This is a genomic window from Paenibacillus sp. FSL K6-1566 (assembly GCF_038050475.1).
GTDB lineage: Bacteria > Bacillota > Bacilli > Paenibacillales > Paenibacillaceae > Paenibacillus_AQ > Paenibacillus_AQ lactis.
Genome location: NZ_JBBOSR010000001.1, coordinates 5473961 through 5491349 on the forward strand (window position 1 = coordinate 5473961; position 17389 = coordinate 5491349).

Annotated in this window: 16 protein-coding genes; 5 read left to right on the forward strand and 11 right to left on the reverse strand. The window is 53.4% G+C overall.

Annotated features, from left to right (window positions below; all coding sequences use genetic code 11):
- Positions 1–131: 131 nt before the first annotated feature.
- Positions 132–1475, reverse strand: a complete 1344-nt coding sequence (locus tag NST08_RS24410; RefSeq protein WP_341342375.1) for a DEAD/DEAH box helicase — start codon at positions 1473–1475, stop codon at positions 132–134.
- A 192-nt stretch (positions 1476–1667) separates the two neighbouring features.
- Here NST08_RS24410 and NST08_RS24415 point away from each other — a divergent pair, with 192 nt between their 5' ends.
- A complete protein-coding gene (locus tag NST08_RS24415; protein WP_007132019.1) occupies positions 1668–2501 on the forward strand; it encodes a nucleotidyltransferase domain-containing protein in 834 nt (277 codons plus the stop codon).
- Between the two features lie 8 nt (positions 2502–2509).
- Here the strand turns inward: NST08_RS24415 and NST08_RS24420 are convergent, their stop codons facing one another.
- Both NST08_RS24420 and NST08_RS24425 read right to left on the reverse strand, forming a co-directional pair.
- A complete protein-coding gene (locus NST08_RS24420) occupies positions 2510–3283 on the reverse strand; it encodes an SDR family NAD(P)-dependent oxidoreductase (protein WP_007132018.1) in 774 nt (257 codons plus the stop codon).
- A 100-nt stretch (positions 3284–3383) separates the two neighbouring features.
- Complete coding sequence (locus tag NST08_RS24425) at positions 3384–3842, reverse strand: chemotaxis protein CheX (protein ID WP_007132017.1); 459 nt, start codon at positions 3840–3842, stop codon at positions 3384–3386.
- 410 nt (positions 3843–4252) lie between these two features.
- Here NST08_RS24425 and NST08_RS24430 point away from each other — a divergent pair, with 410 nt between their 5' ends.
- Both NST08_RS24430 and NST08_RS24435 read left to right on the forward strand, forming a co-directional pair.
- Positions 4253–5155 (forward strand): LysR family transcriptional regulator, encoded by a 903-nt coding sequence (locus tag NST08_RS24430; protein WP_007132016.1) that lies wholly within the window; start codon positions 4253–4255, stop codon positions 5153–5155.
- A 68-nt stretch (positions 5156–5223) separates the two neighbouring features.
- Complete coding sequence (locus NST08_RS24435) at positions 5224–6033, forward strand: histidinol-phosphatase (RefSeq protein WP_213616290.1); 810 nt, start codon at positions 5224–5226, stop codon at positions 6031–6033.
- Between the two features lie 315 nt (positions 6034–6348).
- Here the strand turns inward: NST08_RS24435 and NST08_RS24440 are convergent, their stop codons facing one another.
- Entirely contained in the window at positions 6349–7257 is a 909-nt protein-coding gene (locus NST08_RS24440) for a metallophosphoesterase (protein WP_213616288.1), read from the reverse strand.
- A gap of 156 nt (positions 7258–7413) precedes the next feature.
- On the opposite strand from NST08_RS24440, the gene NST08_RS24445 reads away from it, so the two are divergent.
- A complete protein-coding gene (locus NST08_RS24445) occupies positions 7414–8793 on the forward strand; it encodes an aldehyde dehydrogenase (protein ID WP_341342376.1) in 1380 nt (459 codons plus the stop codon).
- Positions 8794–8989: 196 nt separating this feature from the next.
- Here NST08_RS24445 and NST08_RS24450 read toward each other — a convergent pair whose 3' ends face one another.
- From NST08_RS24450 to NST08_RS24470, 5 genes are all read right to left on the reverse strand, one after another.
- Entirely contained in the window at positions 8990–9682 is a 693-nt protein-coding gene (locus NST08_RS24450) for a potassium channel family protein (protein WP_007132012.1), read from the reverse strand.
- A 121-nt stretch (positions 9683–9803) separates the two neighbouring features.
- On the reverse strand, positions 9804–10604 hold the full coding sequence (locus NST08_RS24455; protein WP_340899177.1) for an aminoglycoside N(3)-acetyltransferase: 801 nt from the start codon (positions 10602–10604) through the stop codon (positions 9804–9806).
- Positions 10605–10722: 118 nt separating this feature from the next.
- Positions 10723–11487: a succinate dehydrogenase iron-sulfur subunit gene (gene sdhB, locus NST08_RS24460; protein ID WP_007132010.1), complete on the reverse strand. Its 765-nt coding sequence runs from the start codon at positions 11485–11487 to the stop codon at positions 10723–10725.
- A 15-nt stretch (positions 11488–11502) separates the two neighbouring features.
- Entirely contained in the window at positions 11503–13248 is a 1746-nt protein-coding gene (gene sdhA, locus NST08_RS24465) for a succinate dehydrogenase flavoprotein subunit (RefSeq protein ID WP_028404808.1), read from the reverse strand.
- Between the two features lie 239 nt (positions 13249–13487).
- A complete protein-coding gene (locus tag NST08_RS24470) occupies positions 13488–14156 on the reverse strand; it encodes a succinate dehydrogenase cytochrome b558 subunit (protein ID WP_341342377.1) in 669 nt (222 codons plus the stop codon).
- A gap of 263 nt (positions 14157–14419) precedes the next feature.
- Between NST08_RS24470 and NST08_RS24475 the strand changes: the two genes are divergently transcribed.
- Entirely contained in the window at positions 14420–15346 is a 927-nt protein-coding gene (locus tag NST08_RS24475; RefSeq protein WP_213616282.1) for a LysR family transcriptional regulator, read from the forward strand.
- A gap of 21 nt (positions 15347–15367) precedes the next feature.
- Here NST08_RS24475 and NST08_RS24480 read toward each other — a convergent pair whose 3' ends face one another.
- Positions 15368–16042: a potassium channel family protein gene (locus NST08_RS24480; protein ID WP_007132006.1), complete on the reverse strand. Its 675-nt coding sequence runs from the start codon at positions 16040–16042 to the stop codon at positions 15368–15370.
- A 16-nt stretch (positions 16043–16058) separates the two neighbouring features.
- On the reverse strand, positions 16059–17387 hold the full coding sequence (locus tag NST08_RS24485; protein WP_373872059.1) for a TrkH family potassium uptake protein: 1329 nt from the start codon (positions 17385–17387) through the stop codon (positions 16059–16061).
- Positions 17388–17389: the final 2 nt, after the last annotated feature.

The window sequence follows — 17389 nt, forward strand, 5'->3', positions numbered from 1 at the left end:
TTAAAAAACACCGAACCCTGCCTCGGTCAGAAGCGCTTGTGCGCGTGAATCCAGTTGAGGATACCGGGCCTGGCCCGGTTCTAAGCCGATTCTACGGATTCGTATTGGTTAAATATAAGCCGTGCCGCAGGTCAGCCCCGCGGCGGTTTATTCTTCAGCCATTTCGGCGCACCCTTGTTCTTGCGGTCGCGCTCCCTCTCGCTCGGACGTTCTCCGTTCGCTTTGCCGTTGCCTGCCCGTCCCTTCGAGCTGATCGACGCCGGCTTCCGGGCAGCCGGCTTGTTCGCTCGATTGCCGGCATGGGAACCACGACCGGCACTGTCCCGCTCCGAAGCGGAGCGTGGCGTGCGAATTTTCCCGCCGTATAGGACTCTCTCTTCGATCGAAATGCCCAGCTCGCGGTTGAACTTACGCATAATGAAGGTTTGCCGGTCAGTCACAAGGGTAATCGCAAGCCCCTTACGCCCCATCCGTCCTGTCCGTCCTGCACGATGGGTATAGTGCTCGGCATCAATCGGCGGATCATAGTTGATGACCATGCCGAGACCTTCGATATCCAGCCCACGGGCAGCAACGTCACTTGCTACAAGCAGCTTCGTCCGCCCTTCCCTGAATGCGTTCAGGACCCGGCTCCGAGTCAGCTTGTCGGCGTCTCCGTACAAGGCGGCTGCATTCAAGCCGAGATAATTCAGCTTGGCTTCCACCTCGGCCAGATCCTCCGTGGCGTTCACAAAGACGAGCGCCCGTTCGGGATCGTAATGGCGGACGATCCGGCGAAGCATGTCCAGTTTGTCCCGTTCTTCGGATACGAAATAATAATGCTCCAGACCGGACGGCGTCCGGCGCTCCGGATCGATCCCGATCTCAACCGGCTGATCCATTTCCTTCTTAGCCAGCTCGGCCGTCTCAGGACCGACCGTTGCCGATAGGAATACGAGCTGACGGTCGCGCAGCGCGCTGCGCAGGATCCGTTCCACATCGCTCGCACCGCCTGACTGAAACACCTGATCCACCTCGTCAATGACGATGGTGGTTACCTGGTGTATTTTGAGCTTGCGAATTTCGATCAGCTCCCGGATGCGTCCCGGCGTTCCGACGATCAGCTGAGGATGCTGCTTCAGCTTCTCGATCTGTCGCTTGGCCGCCGCGCCGCCGATTAATCCGATGACGCCGATGCCGCGAGCCTCCCCATAACGCTCGCCCTCTCTAACGATCTGGATCGCCAGCTCCTGGGTTGGAGCGACAATCAGCTTCTGTGCTGCCTTTACCTCCGGGTCGATGCCCTGAAGGATCGGAAGCAGGTAAGCCAGCGTCTTGCCGGTTCCCGTCTGGGACGTTGCAAGCACGTCCTTGCCCGCAAGGATCGGAGGAATGGCTTCGGCCTGAACCGGTGACGGCGCCACAATGCCGAATTCCGAGAGCCTTGCCGTTAAATCCTCTGCTATTCCCAATGTATGAAACGTAGTTGAAGTCATATGATCGTCCATCCTTTATTTTATCGGGTCTCATTCGTTCCTTCTCATTATATGCCAAAACCGGGCGCTCACCAAATACAACCTTTCGGACAAGCATTTGGGAAGAAAATCTTCGCTTTATCATAACCACCTGTTATTTGCCGATTTTAGTGTAAAATGAATTAAAAGGATATGACTGGGGGGAGATTTACCATGACTGCAAAGGTCGAAGCACTGCTTGATAACATCACGAAAGAACTCCGTCATCTGCCCGGCGTTGTCGGCGTCGTGCTTGGCGGATCCAGAGCCAAAGGGACAGCAAGGCCGGATTCGGATATCGATATCGGCATTTATTATGATGAATCCGAGGGATTCCAGGTCGAGCATATCGCGAAGGCGGCGAAAAAATTGGATGACGAGCATCGCGAGGGCATTATCACTTCGCTCGGGGAATGGGGTGCCTGGGTTAACGGGGGCGGCTGGTTAGTGATCGAGGGGTACCACGTGGATTTCTTATTCCGCGATATTCACCGCGTGTCCAGAATCGTGGAGGAATGCACGAAGGGATCGGTTTCAGCCCATTACCAGACCGGGCATCCGCACGCTTACCTTAATGTGATGTATATGGGTGAGCTGTCTGTTTGCCGCATTTTGTCCGATAAGGATAACCGCATTCAGACGCTTCAGGCGAAGACGAAGCCTTATCCTCAAGCTTTGAAGAGCGCCATCGTCGGATTTTTCACCTTCGAGGCATCCTTCTCCCTGATGTTTGCGGACGATAACGCGTCCAAAGACGACATCACCTACGTTGCCGGCCACGTCTACCGGTGCATTGCCTGCTTGAATCAAGTGCTGTTCGCCAAGAATGAGACCTACTGCATTAACGAGAAGCGCGCGGTGGCCATGATCGAGTCCTTCCCGCTCAAGCCGGATCGCTACAAGGAACGGCTGGACCAGGCGATCACCCTGCTCTCGGCGGATGCCGGGCAGACGAAACAAGCTCTCCGCCTGCTGCGCGACATTCTCGCGGAGACGGAAAGCCTGTAGGCTGTTGTTTATTTCTGATTCATCCACCGATGGGATACACGATCCGCAAATCTCGGAAACAGCTGATATAAGCGAATGCCGACAGCGGCCAATCTTGGCAGATTGAGCTCTTCCTTGCGTTTGATAATGAGCTTGACGACCTGTTCGGCTACATATTCCGGCTTCATCATAAGCCAGCCGACATTTTTGACGTATCCGCCCGAAGGATCGGCCAAGGAGAAGAACGGCGTATCAATCGGTCCCGGATTGACGGTCGAGACGGTGATGCCTGTATGCCGCAGCTCCTGCCGCAGAGCATTGCTAAGTCCCAATACGGCATGCTTCGTGGCAGAGTAGGCAGTGGATTTGGCAGTGCCGATCTTCCCTGCCATCGAAGCGATATTGACGATCTGCCCGTCGCCTCGCTCCAGCATCCCCGGCAGGACTGCCTGGGTGCACCGTACAATCCCCATATAATTGACGTCCATCATATCTTCAAATTCAGAGGCAGGCATATCCAGGAATGCCTCGAACTTGCCGTATCCGGCATTGTTCACCAGCACATCGATTCTGCCGTGCTTCCGGGATGCCTCTTTCAACACCGAATCCACCTGATGGGGGTCTTGTACGTCCATGACGACCAGCTCATGGGGTCCTTTCAAGCGGCTGCCGGCTTCCCGCAGACGCTCCATCGAACGTCCGGCCAGTATAACGACCGCGCCTTCGTCGGACAGCCGCTGGGCTATCAGGGCCCCGATGCCGCTGGAAGCGCCCGTCACCGCGATCACTTTATTTTTGAGCATGATTTCGTTATCCCTTCCTTTACCGCTAGAGCTGCCTACCAGTGCCTGCCGGCTTCCCGGCATTGCTCTGCAGGAGCCCGGCGGCTCACTTGGTCTTATTTTACGAAATCATGACTTGAATATCCAGTTCGCCGATGCCTTCCATCATGAGGGGAATGCACAGCGCCTTTTTCTGAAACAGGCCGGAGGCATGATCCGATTTAATCACCCGCGGCGGCGTAATATCAACGCTTACTCCTTGGTTGGACAAAATCATGCTGGCATTGCCGCTAATCATATTGCCCAGCTCTGATATCGCACTCTGTCCCATCTCGTCCATTTCGGTAATGACATATCCGCCCATCATGGCCGATACCATGTGCAGCGCTACCTTCTCCTGGATCCCAAATACGATATCCCCGTTCATTTGCCCTGTCATTCCGATTTGGATCCAGATATGATTCTCGATAAATCCGATCTCCTTGACCCCAAGATTCCCCGTGGAAGGTGAAACCTGTATGACTTGCTCGATCACATGTCGTGCGGACTCTAAAAAAGGATTGATGACTTCCGCTTTCATTCCTTACTTTCGCCCCTTTCACTGGGTTGTTGGTCAGGGTCCCAAAGTCCCAACGATTTATTTAAACATTATAATGGATACCCTTTAATAAATCATCACAAATTAGCGACAACCCCCTATTCCAACAGCTCTTCCAACTTTGGAGCTATCGTAATAACGTCGATTTCGCATTCGGTCATCCATTCGCTTAAAAGGTACTTTGGTCTCACCTGAAGCTATGTCTACTTTACTATTATCGGATGCATTCGCAATCTTTTAATAATAAATGTCCGGATTTCGAAACTTTTTAGCTGACACAAGCGGAATGCTGCCTCAATTGCTCCTTCAGGCAGAATACCCTATAATTTAAATAAAGCGGGCTGCACGTGGATTTACGAGCGGAAGAATCATATCAAGTAAGGAGGAAGGCTATGAACATCAGCCAATTGGAAACGCTAATTACCATCTCCAAAACGATGAGCTTTCGCAAAGCCGGAGAGCTTCTTAATCTGACACAACCGGCCGTATCGGCTCAGATCAAGAGCTTGGAGGAAGAGTTCAAAACCGTGCTGGTAGACCGGAGCCAACCGGTAACGTTAACCGACCGTGGACAGGTGTTCGTGGAGCATGCCGAGCAAATTCTGAGCATCGTGGACGAGCTGAAGCAGCGGCTGTCGGATCTAGACCAGACGCCTCAAGGGCATATTCAATTAGGTACGACCACTTCCATCGCCATTCAGATTCTGCCCCGGGTTCTTTCCTACTTCCAGGATCAGTTCCCCCACATTAAAACAACCATTCAATCCATGGCATCCTCGCAAATCTACCATAGCGTGGAGAATGGTCTCATCGACATCGGAATCGGTTATTTGATCGAACGCAATCCCAACCTCAGCACATCCATCCTGTACTACGATACGTTTGAATTAGTTGTATCCCCTCAGCACCCGCTGGCCAAACTATCCAAGGCAAGCATCGATGTGCTCGGCAGCACGCCTCTTATTTTGCTATCGCGCGATACCGTTGGCCGCCGTTTCGCCGACGACGTCATGAAGAAGCACGGCATCGATCCTCAGGTGGTCATGGAGCTGTCCAGCAGCGAGGAAATCAAACGGATGGTTGAGATTAATCTTGGCGCTGCCATCATTTCGAAGCAATCCGTAGCGACAGAGCTTCGAAACGGCACCCTGCAGATCGTTCCGCTCAGCGAGCTGGAGGTAAGCCATCCGGTCGGCGTCATCTATAAGAGCGGCCGTTATGTAAGCTCGGCCATGCGGCAATTTTTAAGCGACTTGAAGGGCATGCCGGAAACGCAATTCATCAGCACCGAGTAAGTCACGATGATCATGACCAGAATCGGGATGCTATATTATGACGATAACAGCATGAAGGAGGGCTTATCATGAAATTTGATCTGCACACCCACCATTTCCGCTGCGGCCATGCGGACGGCAATATCCGGGATTATATCGAAGCGGCCATTGCCGCGGATTTACAAGTCATCGGGATTTCGGACCATACGCCATACTTCGGAAGCGAGGAGGAGCATCCTTTCCCTTCTATCTCCATGGCTAAAGCCGACTTTGACGGGTACGTCCGGGAAGTGCTGCAATTGAAACGGGAGTACGAGGGCAAGATCAAGGTACTGCTGGGAATCGAATCGGACTTCTTTCCTGAGCATGCCAATGTATATCAACAGGCGATGTCTGCCTACCCTTTCGATTACATTATCGGATCCATCCACCACGTGAGAGGCGTCAGCATATTTAATAAAAACCGGTGGAAGAAGCTGACTCCGTCCGAGCAAGTGGCCGATAAGGAGGAGTATTTCAATCTGATCCGGCAGTCCGCGCGAAGCGGGATGTTTCAAATTATCGCGCACATGGATGCCATGAAGGGCAACTATCCGTTATTCTCCGAAATCAAGGCAGACGAAGCGATAGAGGAAACGCTGAAGGTCATCGCGGAATCCGGGCTGGCGATCGAAATCAACACCTCCGGCAAAACGAAGCTGTGCGGCGGATGGTATCCGTCCAACGAAATTCTGGAGGTTGCGCATCATTACGGCGTCGATGTGACCTTCGGCTCCGACGCGCATAAACCGTCCCGGGTCGGCGACGAGTTCGAGGAAGTGGCCAAGGTTCTGAAAGAGATCGGGTTTAAGGAGTGGGTCTATTACGAGCAAAAACAGAAGGTTGCCGTACCTCTTTAACAGGGGTACCCCTTCTGTTTTTTTATTGCAGATCCATAAATAATACACAGGAACAAAAAAAGTGGACCCGCACAGCGGATCCAAAAGCATCATATATATTCTCAAAAGGGGGTCATGTGATAAGTTTAACCTCTCGCTGTTAGAGTTTCATAACAGGTATATTTCAATTGTGTAACAAAAATTCAAATTGTACGTTTCATATTGATCCATTCGCCAGGACATGCACGGCCATTTGAATGGTATCGCATCTTGTTATTATTGCAACTTGTTATTCATCAATACTATGATGGCGATTTGGCACCAAGACTTTCACGATCACACGTCTGCCCCCCGGAGCGTCAATACCGTCAGCTCCGGTTGACATAGCAGCCGGATCGGCAGCTGCGTCATCCCGATCCCACGATTGACATACAGCGGCATCCCACGGCTGCCGACATGATACAAGCCTTGTACATAACGTTTTGCCCCAGGTGGCGTCACAACCTCCCCAAGCCAAGGCAGCCGTACCTGCCCGCCATGGCTGTGGCCGGACAGCTGCAGATGAACCGGGTACTCCGCAGTTGTATCACCATAGTCCGGCTCATGCATCAGCACTATCTTGATCATCCCCTCCGGGAGTCCTTCAAGCGCCGATGCCGGATCAGGATGCCCCCATATTCCGTCATCCAAGCCCACAACCGCGATCTGTTCGCCGCCTCGTCTTAGCTTGGCATGGCTGTTACGAAGCACGGTGAATCCCGCCTTCTCCTCCATCCGGATCAGCTTCTCTACATCGTAGAAATCATGGTTGCCGAGGATCGAGTATTTTCCGAACGCGGCTTCGAGGCCGGACAACGGCAGAATCGCTTCCTCCAAAGCATCAACCTCCCCGTCCACCATATCCCCTGTAAAGCATATGAGATCCGGCTTCTCCCGGTTAATGGCTTCAACCACCCGCACGGCGGCCTTGGCACCTGCATAAAAGCCCAGATGCATATCGCTGAACTGAACAACCTTCAGGCCGTTGAAAGCGGCAGGCAGACCATTCAGCGCCAGTGTTAGCCGCCTGACCTCCAGCCGGTTAGGCTCCCACAAGGAGGCGTAGGCACCCACCGCAAGGCCTGCTCCCAGGACGGCAGCCGCCCCATGCTTCAGAAACCTGCGCCGCGTCATGGTCGTGCCCGCTGCCGGCTTGGCATCCGCTTGGCTGGATGGCCGCTGCGGCCCTGTGGATGAATTTTTCATAAACGGACATCCTCCTATATAATATGGAAAAGAACACCCTGAGTGTATTGGCATGAACTTATCTGAGGACATGCTCGATAGCACGGTTAGATTTATTACTTTTATACGATAAATCGTTACAAGTCTATGCCCATGGAAAGGAGCCTGCAGCTGCTTATGATTGTTAACGAATCCATCCCGTCATTAGTTTCATCGCAGAAGCAGTTTTTCCTGAAAGGATTCACGAAGGAGCCGGAGTTCCGGATCCGGCAGCTCACCAGACTCCGCGAGGTCATCGTCGCCAGAGAGAGCGAGGTAATCCAGGCGCTGCGCCAGGACCTGAACAAGAGCGAGCAGGAAGCCTATACGACAGAAATCGGCATCGTTTACAAAGAACTCTCACATATCTTGAAAAATATAAAGCGCTGGAGCAAACCCGAGCGCGTGAAAACGGCGCTGACGCATGTCGGCAGCAAGGGGAAGATCTATCCCGAGCCGTACGGCAGCGTGCTGATTATTGCTCCTTGGAATTACCCTTGGCAGCTTGCCATCTCTCCCCTGATCGGCGCGATGGCTGCGGGTAATACCGCTGTTGTAAAGCCGTCCGAGCTGACGCCGGCCGTCTCCGCGCTTATTACGTCCATCCTGGAAGAAACGTTCCCGCCGGAGTACGTGGCTTCTATTGAGGGCGGACCCGAGGTCAGCACCGTGCTGCTGGAGCAGCCGCTGGACTATATCTTTTTTACCGGCAGCGTGAATGTGGGGAAAATCGTGATGGAAGCAGCAGCCAAGCGCCTGACTCCCCTCACGCTCGAGCTCGGGGGCAAAAGCCCCTGCATCGTCCATGAGGACGCTCCACTGAAGCTGACGGCATCGCGCATTGCCTTCGGAAAGTTCACGAATGCCGGGCAGACATGCGTAGCACCCGATTATGTATTGGTTCACAGCCGCGTAAAAGAGCCGTTCATCGCCTATTTAAAGGAAGCGATCATTGAATTCTATGGCCCTGAGCCGCTGAACAACCCCGATTACGGCCGAATCGTGTCGCAGAAGCACTTCAATCGGCTGGCAGGCTTTCTGGATAACGGCCACCTTCGGCACGGCGGCAAGGCCGATAAGGACAAACTATGCATTGAACCGACGGTTCTTGATCAAGTGACATGGGATATGCCGGTGATGGAAGAGGAGATTTTCGGACCCATATGCCCGATCCTGACTTATGATGACATGAACGAAGCGATCCGGGCCGTTCAGTCACGCCCCAAGCCGCTTGCATTCTATTTGTTCACCGAGAATGAGGACCTACAGGAGCATGTGCTGTCCTCCGTATCCTTCGGCGGAGGCTGCGTCAACGATACGCTCATGCATCTGGCTACGCCGTATTTGCCGTTCGGCGGTGTCGGCGAGAGCGGGATGGGCTCGTATCACGGGCAGTACAGCTTCTACACCTTCTCGCATATGAAGAGCGTGCTGAAGCAGACGAACCGGTTCGACTTTAAATTCCGGTATCCGTCAAACAACGGACTCGGCATTCTCAAAAAGCTGCTGAAGCCGTGAACCGGGGATAGCCATCCACGAGAGCGGACCCGGGAACTTGATGGCGTCGATTGAGCCCCACTCCCTTGCAGGCTGTACGCCTATCAACGTGTGATGTCAATTATTGATGACTGCTGGTGTTACCGCTGCCCGTCAGCGTCAGCTGACAAAGCACCTTGAGCCGAAATCAATTCCTGCGCTCATCAAATTTGGCTGACTATCGGGTAAAATGCTTGCGCTCATGCGGCGGGGCGGCCGTTCCCGGTTCGCCCTCTTCAGTGCTGTAGGTTTCAGGCCGATCACTACCCGGCTTGAATATTTGCCGCAGGGTTCCAAGCATGGACAGCGCATAAGCAACGGTGATAAAGCTAAAGGCGATCTCCAAGATGACGACCAGTCTTGAAGTGTTGTCAACCGGACTTACATCCCCATACCCGACCGTCACAAACGTGGCCATGCTGAAATATAGAAACGTAATGAACTGCGACAGCGGGTCCTGCCCTAGATTATCCCCTTCAAAGGATACACCGCCAAACAGCTTGTAGATTGACATATAGACCAGCGTGAAAAATAAAATACACATGGCAGCGGCCATGCTGATTCGGATGAGGGTTGTCTTCATATCGACATGCCGGTTCACGGAATCCGCGATTTTATCGAAGATGTACAGCACATAGAAGACAACCGAGCACAAGGAGAAGATCACAATGAGAGCACGCATCCCTCCCTTGCCTGGTACAATTTCCATCAGATCGATCCAACCAAGCAAATCCTCCACCGACACCAGCACATAAATCAGCAAAGGCGCGAGCAGCAGCGGCCGGCTTGACCATTTCTTGTCCATCATGTAGAACGCATAAATCAAGGCTATCAACCCCGCCAAATTGAGCAGCCACATCCACCAGCTCATGAGCGTCCCCTCCTTCCTACGGCCCCATATCGATCGTTCGTACTCCGGCCGCATTACACCTAATCATTTATTACCCTTGGAGAGGAGCTCATGCAACTGGCGTTCCTTGGCAATCCGACTTTTACCGGTTACGGGCAAGCCACTCTACGGCAAAATCCACCATTCTACGCTGTTTGACCAGGACGCAAGAGGCTGCGCCTACGTTACCGTAACTGCAGGCTTCCTTGCACTCCTGCTCGAATGCAGCCCCCAACGCTTCAAAATCGTCGGCATGATAATTGATATCCGAAAAGGACACCCATTCCGTCTTGCCTCCAGCTCTCGATACCGGCGCTTGGGACGTAATATGCTCTTTGCCCCTCCACGCCGCGCGATACTCGGCCAGATGGAAGGAGGTATTGCTGCCATAGCCGGTCCCGAGCATCAGCACGAAGGCGTCTGCATCGTACAGCCGGGCCAGAGGCGAGGATTCCCCGAGGCCGTCTGTCAGCGGATGCGGGTCCATCAGCCCCTTCGCTGCACGGCCTCGAGCCGCGAAGGAGACATGCGGATGAAGGCTCCGGATGACCCCCTTCTGCTTACGGAACGTTTCCGGAATAACCCCCATTCCCGAGGTTACCGTAGCATCGGGATCAAAGGGAGGCATACTGTCCCGGATCAGCTGCCACCATTTCGGATCGGCGGGCGGATTTCCCCAGGTCTCCGGGTTCGTCAAGTTCGGGGACTGTGTGGGCATCACCAGCGTTCCTTTCTTACCCAGCACCTCCGTTAGCGCGAGAATGACGGCTTCAGCCCCGCCGACGATCCATCCGCCGATGCTCTTAAGCGAAGAATGGAGAAGCACCGTCATCCCTTCCTTAACGCCTAAAGCGGCGAGGTCCCGGCTCAAATCCTGAATCGTAATCGGTCTTTCTGTAATCATGAGTGCGTACCACCTTTAGATAAAAAGTTCTGCTATTATCGTACAACAAAACAGCGCCCGACCGCGAATGATACAAGCGGTCAGGCGCTGTTGTTGCCATTTCGTAAGCTTTTCGGTTCTAGACGCTGAGCCAGCGCTTGAACAGATGCTTCGTTGTTTCTTTATTCATCTCCGCGATCGATGTCGTTAGCGGAATGCCTTTCGGGCAGGAGCGTACGCAGTTCTGCGAGTTGCCGCAGCCTTCAATGCCGCCGTCCTGCATCAGCGCCTCCAGGCGTTCCTCCTTGTTCAGCTCGCCCGTTGGATGGGCGTTGAACAAGCGGACCTGAGAAATGGCCGCTGGACCGATAAAGTCGGTCTTCTCGTTGACATTCGGGCAAGCCTCGAGACATACGCCGCACGTCATGCATTTGGACAGCTCGTAAGCCCATTGGCGCTTCTTCTCCGCCATGCGGGGTCCGGGACCGAGATCATACGTGCCGTCGATCGGAATCCAGGCTTTAACTCGCTTCAGGGCGGAGAACATCCGGCTCCGGTCGATGACCAAGTCGCGCACGACCGGGAAAGTCTTCATCGGCTGGATGCGGATCGGCTGCTCCAGCTTGTCGATCAGCGCCGCACAGGCTTGGCGCGGCTTGCCGTTGATGACCATTGAACAGGCACCGCATACTTCCTCCAGGCAGTTGGAATCCCAGCATACCGGGGAAGTCGTTTGGCCTTGCGCATTCTTCGGATTGCGCTGAATTTCCATCAGCGCACTGATTACGTTCATGCCGGGACGGTACGGAACCTCAAATTCCTCTGTATACGCTTTGGATTCCGGGTTGTCCTGACGAGTGATGATAAATTTTACTGTCTTTGAGGCGGCTGCCGTTTGAGCCATGGTAAATCCCCCTTCTTACTTTTCTTTCGAATAGTCGCGAATACGCGGCGGGATTAAGGAAACATCCACTTCTTCGTACGAGATTTGCGGTCCTTCTGGCGTCCATTTCGCTTTCGTTGTTTTCAGGAAATTCTCGTCATCGCGATCAGGGAATTCCGGCTTATAGTGAGCTCCGCGGCTTTCATTCCGGAGCAGGGCTCCAAGCGTCATTGCTTCCGCAAGCTCCAGCATGTTCCACAGCTGACGCGTGAATGCCACGCCTTGGTTGTTCCAGCGGGACGTATCGGTCATGTTGATGTTGCGGTAGCGCTGCTTCAATTCCTTGATCTTGTTGATCGTCTCCTGGAGCTTGTCGTTGTAGCGGACAACGGTCATGTTGTTGGTCATCCATTCGCCAAGCTCTTTATGAATCACGTAAGCATTTTCCGTGCCTTCCATCTTCAGAAGCCCTTCGTACTTCGTGGTCTGCTCTTTCGTGTACCGGTCGAAGACGCTGGAGGAGATATCCTCGGACGATTTCTTCAAGCCTTTAACATACTCGATCGCCTTCGGACCTGCGACCATGCCGCCGTAAATGGCCGATACGAGCGAGTTCGCGCCCAAGCGGTTGGCTCCGTGATATTGATATTCGCATTCCCCGGCTGCGAACAGGCCAGGAATATTCGTCATCTGGTTGTAATCGACCCACATGCCGCCCATGGAATAATGGACTGCAGGGAAGATTTTCATTGGAATTTTGCGAGGGTCGTCACCCATAAACTTCTCATAGATCTCGATGATGCCCCCGAGCTTCACGTCCAGCTCCTTCGGATCCTTATGGGAGAGATCCAGGTATACCATGTTCTCGCCGTTAATGCCAAGGCCCATGTCCACGCATACGGAGAAAATTTCGCGAGTCGCGATATCCCGCGGAACGAGGTTGCCGTATGCAGGATATTTCTCTTCGAGGAAGTACCAAGGCTTTCCGTCTTTATAAGTCCAGATCCGGCCGCCTTCACCGCGGGCCGATTCCGACATCAGGCGCAGCTTGTCGTCGCCTGGAATGGCGGTCGGGTGAATCTGGATGAATTCGCCGTTAGCGTAGTATACGCCCTGCTGGTATACCGCGCTTGCTGCCGTACCGGTGTTGATAACCGAGTTCGTCGTTTTACCGAAAATGATGCCGGGGCCACCGCTGGCCAGAATGACGGCATCTGCCTTGAACGCCCGGATCTCCATGGAGCGAAGGTCCTGGGCGGCAATGCCGCGGCATACGCCCTCGTCATCAATAACCGCGTTCAGGAACTCCCAGTTCTCGTATTTGGTCACGAGACCTGCAGTTTCCCAGCGGCGCACCTGCTCGTCAAGCGCGTACAGCAGCTGCTGGCCGGTGGTCGCTCCGGCAAACGCCGTGCGGTGATGCTTCGTTCCGCCGAAGCGGCGGAAATCCAGAAGGCCTTCAGGCGTACGGTTGAACATAACGCCCATGCGGTCCATGAGGTGAATAATGCCCGGAGCGGCTTCGCACATCGCTTTAACCGGCGGCTGGTTAGCCAGGAAGTCCCCGCCGTAAACCGTATCGTCAAAGTGCTCCCACGGGGAGTCGCCTTCACCTTTCGTATTAACCGCTCCGTTAATGCCGCCTTGCGCGCACACGGAGTGAGAACGTTTCACAGGTACCAGTGAGAACAAATGAACATGGGCTCCTGCTTCGGCCGCTTTAATGGTTGCCATCAGTCCGGCAAGGCCGCCGCCCACTACGATAATATTAGATGCTGCCATTTATACGTTCACTCCTTTAAGAGGTTGTTCAAAAAGTCGTCTTTTGATCACGTAGTGTATCAAGATGTAACTCGGCATCGAATCTTGAACTCAGCCGGGCCTAAGTAGAAGCTTCCGAAGCATGTTTCCTGCGGAAACATTTCAAGTGCTCACGTACCCAAAACGTACGCTCCGCTCTTCAGTCCCTAGCTTCATCCAACCTTCTCGGTGCTGAAAAACCGGCTTTTTGAACTTGCACTTTAACTCATGACTGTCTTAACTACATCGATCGCTGCTTCTGCAGCCTGGAACTCGGAATTTCTGAATCCGGTCATCGCAAGGATAAACAGGACGCTCATAAATACGAACAAGCCCATGCAAATGTATGTGGATACTCGCTGCGCGCGCGGGCCGACGGTAATGCCCCAGCTGACGAGGAATGCCCACAGGCCGTTCGCGAAGTGGAACGTAGCCGATACAACGCCGATAATATACAGAACAAATAATACAGGATTGCTCACGATATCGTGCATGACGGCACCCAGATCATCATGGGTGATCTTGCCGATCATGATCTGAAAACGGGTGTCGTACATATGCCAGATCACAAATACGAACGTAATAACCCCGGTAATCCGCTGAACGGTAAAACGGATGTTCCGCTCATAATTGTAATTGCCGATGTTGTTTTTGGCCTGATACGCAATGTACAGACCGTAAATGCCGTGGTACATCAGCGGCAGCCAGATCAAGAACAGCTCAAGGAAGAAGATTAGAGGCAAGCTGTTCAGTAAATTCACGGCTCCCTTGAAGCCTTCCTTTCCACCCTCGAAAGCCTGAAAGTTGGATATCATGTGGCTGAGCAGAAATGCTCCAAGCGGTATGACACCGAGTAAGGAATGCAGCTTTCTGGAATAATACCCTTTCATCAGTTGACGTTCCCCTTTCCAATGTGCAGCGTTTTCAATTTCACTCTTTCCTATTTACGGAACAATTACACTTACTTACACTGTGCTTTTCGCGTGCAACGACAAAATGTTCCCTTTTTCCACAAACGTGTGAACATCCTGTGTCATGTTTCATGTTACTCCTTTTTTTCTTATAAGGGAATTGCAATATAATTATTAATCGTTATAATCTATACGCATAAGGAGATATTGGAACACCATCCTATATATAATGGAGGAATATCATGTTCGAAGATCTGGACATGTTTGCCGTTGTGGTGGAACAATCCAGCATCAATAAAGCATCCAAGCTGCTGAACCTGTCCCAGCCTGCGCTCTCGCGGAAGATCGCCAAGCTCGAAGACGAGCTCGGCCTGCCCCTGTTCAACCGGCGCGGCAAGCGCCTTGAGCTGACGTCGATCGGACAGATCGTATATACCTTTGCGCTGGAGCAGCGCCAGCAGCAGCTGAAGCTCATGCAGACGCTCGCCCACTATCGGGAAGGGGAGCAGATCTCGATTAATCTGGGCGCGAGCCTGACGACGCTGCAGACGACGCTGCCCCCGCTCGTCAACGCGTTCATGGAGCGGCATCCCGCCGCGGAAATCAAGCTGATTACCGGCAAAACCCATGAGATCGTTTCTTATGTAAGGGATAAACGGGTGGATGTCGGCATCGTCGCCTCTTCCATCAACCAACCGGGACTAAACTGCATTCCCCTGTTTGACGATCATCTGGAGCTCGTCATTCCCGCCGTCCATCCGCTGGCGGAGCTGGGGGATGTCGAGGTCGAGCACCTCCAGGGGCTTCCGATGATTATTTTCTCGACCGGAACCTGGTACCGTAAGCTGACGGACGACCTGTTTCACCGGTGGGGCATCATGCCCGATATTCGGATGGAGATCGATTCCTTCGAAGCGATCGTCCGCTTGATCCCGACCTGCAAAGCAGCGGCCCTGCTTCCGAAATCATACCTCCGTCCGCAGCTGCTCTCCGACAACGGGCTTGTGGACATTCACATCCCCGCGCTCATGGAGACGCGGCGGACGACCTCGCTGATTTACGGGGATGCTTCAGAGCTTAGCAGCGCCGCCCGCCGCTGGATTAACGAAACCGAGGTGCTCTTCCGAAGCCTTGCGGAAGAGAAGCAGCGAAAAAACCTGACGACCTAGAGATCGTCAGGTTTTTTTATATTATTTCTGCTGCAGATTCACGACTTCCGTCTCAAACCGCTCCACATTGTCGTTGGAGCCGATGACGACCATAACATCGCCGGCGTTGACCACGTCCATCGCCGTCGGCGCGACGATAATGCCGGATCGCTTGTTGAGGGCGACCACCGTGACACCGTAACGGACGCGCGTGTTCAGTTCGCTTAACGTCTTGCCGTCCATACAATCGGTTACCGTCATTTCCACGATCAAATAATCCTTAGATAATTCGATATAGTCGAGCAGATTCGGCGTAACCAGCTGGTGAGCCACACGGATTCCCATATCCCGTTCGGGGAAGATGACCCGGTCCACACCCAGCTTCTGCAGCGCCCGGCCGTGCAGCACGGAAATCGCTTTGGCCACGACGGTCGATACGCCAAGCTCCTTGAGCAGGATGGCGGACAGAATGCTCATCTGGATATCGTCTCCGATCGCGACGATCCCGCAGTCGAAGTTGCGGATGCCGAGCGATTTCAGCATCTCCTCATCCGTAGCATCGGCGACCACCGTATGGGTCAGATACTCGCTCATATCCTCGACGACCTCTTCGTTCCGGTCAATGCCGAGAACCTCATAGCCTAGTTCCATTAGTTCCAGTGCCAGACTCGAGCCGAACCGCCCCAAACCGATCACTGCAAATTGCTTTGGTTTCATGTCTCTCCTATACTCCTTATCCAATAATCATTTTGCCTTCCGGATGACGATACAATTCTTTACCCTTTTTCGGACCGAGTGCATAAGCCAGCGTCAGCGGACCTAGACGTCCGGCAAACATCGTTAAGCTGATCAATATTTTGCCGAACACCGTCAAATCCGGCGTTAATCCCATCGACAAGCCGACGGTACCGAAGGCCGAGGTCGTTTCGAATAGAATCTCCAGGAAATCCGCATCCTCTGTCGTGGACAGGATCATGGATACCGTCAATACGAGCAGCAGCGCAAGAAGCGCAATCGTTAACGCCTTTAAGACCCGCTCCTGAGCGAGGCGAAACCGGAATAAGACGATGTCCTCACGCCCTCTCATCATTGCGAATACGGCCCCTACCATCACCATAAAGGTTGTCGTCTTGATTCCGCCCCCGGTCGATCCCGGCGACGCTCCGATAAACATAAGTATAATAATGAAAAATTGCGTAGCTTGCCTTAGGCCGCCGATATCAATCGAATTCGCGCCCGCTGTTCGCGGACTGACCGATTGGAAGAACGAGGCGAGCACTTTACCTCCCCCGTCCAAGGAGCCCAGCGTTAACGGATTGGTGAACTCAAAAATAAATATGATGATCGCCCCGATGAAGATCAACGCCCCCGACATCGAGAGAACGACCTTGGAGTGAAGCGACAGCTTCCTTTTTTGACGGAAATCGATCAAATCGGATAATACAACGAACCCGATGCCGCCGGATATGATCAACAGCATGGATACGATGTTTACCAACGGATCATCGACATAATCCGTGAGACTATGAAAATCACCGAACAGATCGAAGCCTGCATTGTTAAACAGCGAAACGGAATGGAACACCCCAAAATAGAGGGCTTTTCCAATAGGCATATCCCATGCCCAGCGCAGTGTAAACAGTACGGCAGCGCACGCCTCGAAGGTCAAGGAATAGATAAACACCCGCCGGATCAAACGAACGATCCCTTCGATGGAGGACTGATTCATCGCTTCCTGCAGAACAAGCCGGTCCTTGAGCGATATCCTCCGCTTGAATACCAGGGCGAACAGGGTTGCCATCGTCATAAACCCGAGCCCGCTGAGTTGAATGAGCAGAAGGATCACCGTATGTCCGAAAGCACTGAAGCTTGTGCCTGTATCCACGACAACAAGCCCGGTCAGACAGACGGCGGAAGCCGCCGTAAACATGGCGTCAATCCCGCTGATCGGTTCGCCGGTCCTGCTGGATACGGGCAGCATGAGCAGAATGGTACCGACCAGGATCGCCGCCGCAAAACCGAGCGCAAGGATCTGCGGAGGTGACAGCTTAAGCCACTTCATTT

Excerpts from the sequence above, each read along its gene's own strand:
- NST08_RS24410 (WP_341342375.1), bottom strand. The coding sequence starts at position 1,475 with ATGACTTCAACTACGTTTCATACATTGGGAATAGCAGAGGATTTAACG.
- NST08_RS24415 (WP_007132019.1), top strand. The coding sequence starts at position 1,668 with ATGACTGCAAAGGTCGAAGCACTGCTTGATAACATCACGAAAGAACTC.
- NST08_RS24420 (WP_007132018.1), bottom strand. The coding sequence starts at position 3,283 with ATGCTCAAAAATAAAGTGATCGCGGTGACGGGCGCTTCCAGCGGCATC.
- NST08_RS24425 (WP_007132017.1), bottom strand. The coding sequence starts at position 3,842 with ATGAAAGCGGAAGTCATCAATCCTTTTTTAGAGTCCGCACGACATGTG.
- NST08_RS24430 (WP_007132016.1), top strand. The coding sequence starts at position 4,253 with ATGAACATCAGCCAATTGGAAACGCTAATTACCATCTCCAAAACGATG.
- NST08_RS24435 (WP_213616290.1), top strand. The coding sequence starts at position 5,224 with ATGAAATTTGATCTGCACACCCACCATTTCCGCTGCGGCCATGCGGAC.
- NST08_RS24440 (WP_213616288.1), bottom strand. The coding sequence starts at position 7,257 with ATGAAAAATTCATCCACAGGGCCGCAGCGGCCATCCAGCCAAGCGGAT.
- NST08_RS24445 (WP_341342376.1), top strand. The coding sequence starts at position 7,414 with ATGATTGTTAACGAATCCATCCCGTCATTAGTTTCATCGCAGAAGCAG.
- NST08_RS24450 (WP_007132012.1), bottom strand. The coding sequence starts at position 9,682 with ATGAGCTGGTGGATGTGGCTGCTCAATTTGGCGGGGTTGATAGCCTTG.
- NST08_RS24455 (WP_340899177.1), bottom strand. The coding sequence starts at position 10,604 with ATGATTACAGAAAGACCGATTACGATTCAGGATTTGAGCCGGGACCTC.
- sdhB (WP_007132010.1), bottom strand. The coding sequence starts at position 11,487 with ATGGCTCAAACGGCAGCCGCCTCAAAGACAGTAAAATTTATCATCACT.
- sdhA (WP_028404808.1), bottom strand. The coding sequence starts at position 13,248 with ATGGCAGCATCTAATATTATCGTAGTGGGCGGCGGCCTTGCCGGACTG.
- NST08_RS24470 (WP_341342377.1), bottom strand. The coding sequence starts at position 14,156 with ATGAAAGGGTATTATTCCAGAAAGCTGCATTCCTTACTCGGTGTCATA.
- NST08_RS24475 (WP_213616282.1), top strand. The coding sequence starts at position 14,420 with ATGTTCGAAGATCTGGACATGTTTGCCGTTGTGGTGGAACAATCCAGC.
- NST08_RS24480 (WP_007132006.1), bottom strand. The coding sequence starts at position 16,042 with ATGAAACCAAAGCAATTTGCAGTGATCGGTTTGGGGCGGTTCGGCTCG.
- NST08_RS24485 (WP_373872059.1), bottom strand. The coding sequence starts at position 17,387 with ATGAAGTGGCTTAAGCTGTCACCTCCGCAGATCCTTGCGCTCGGTTTT.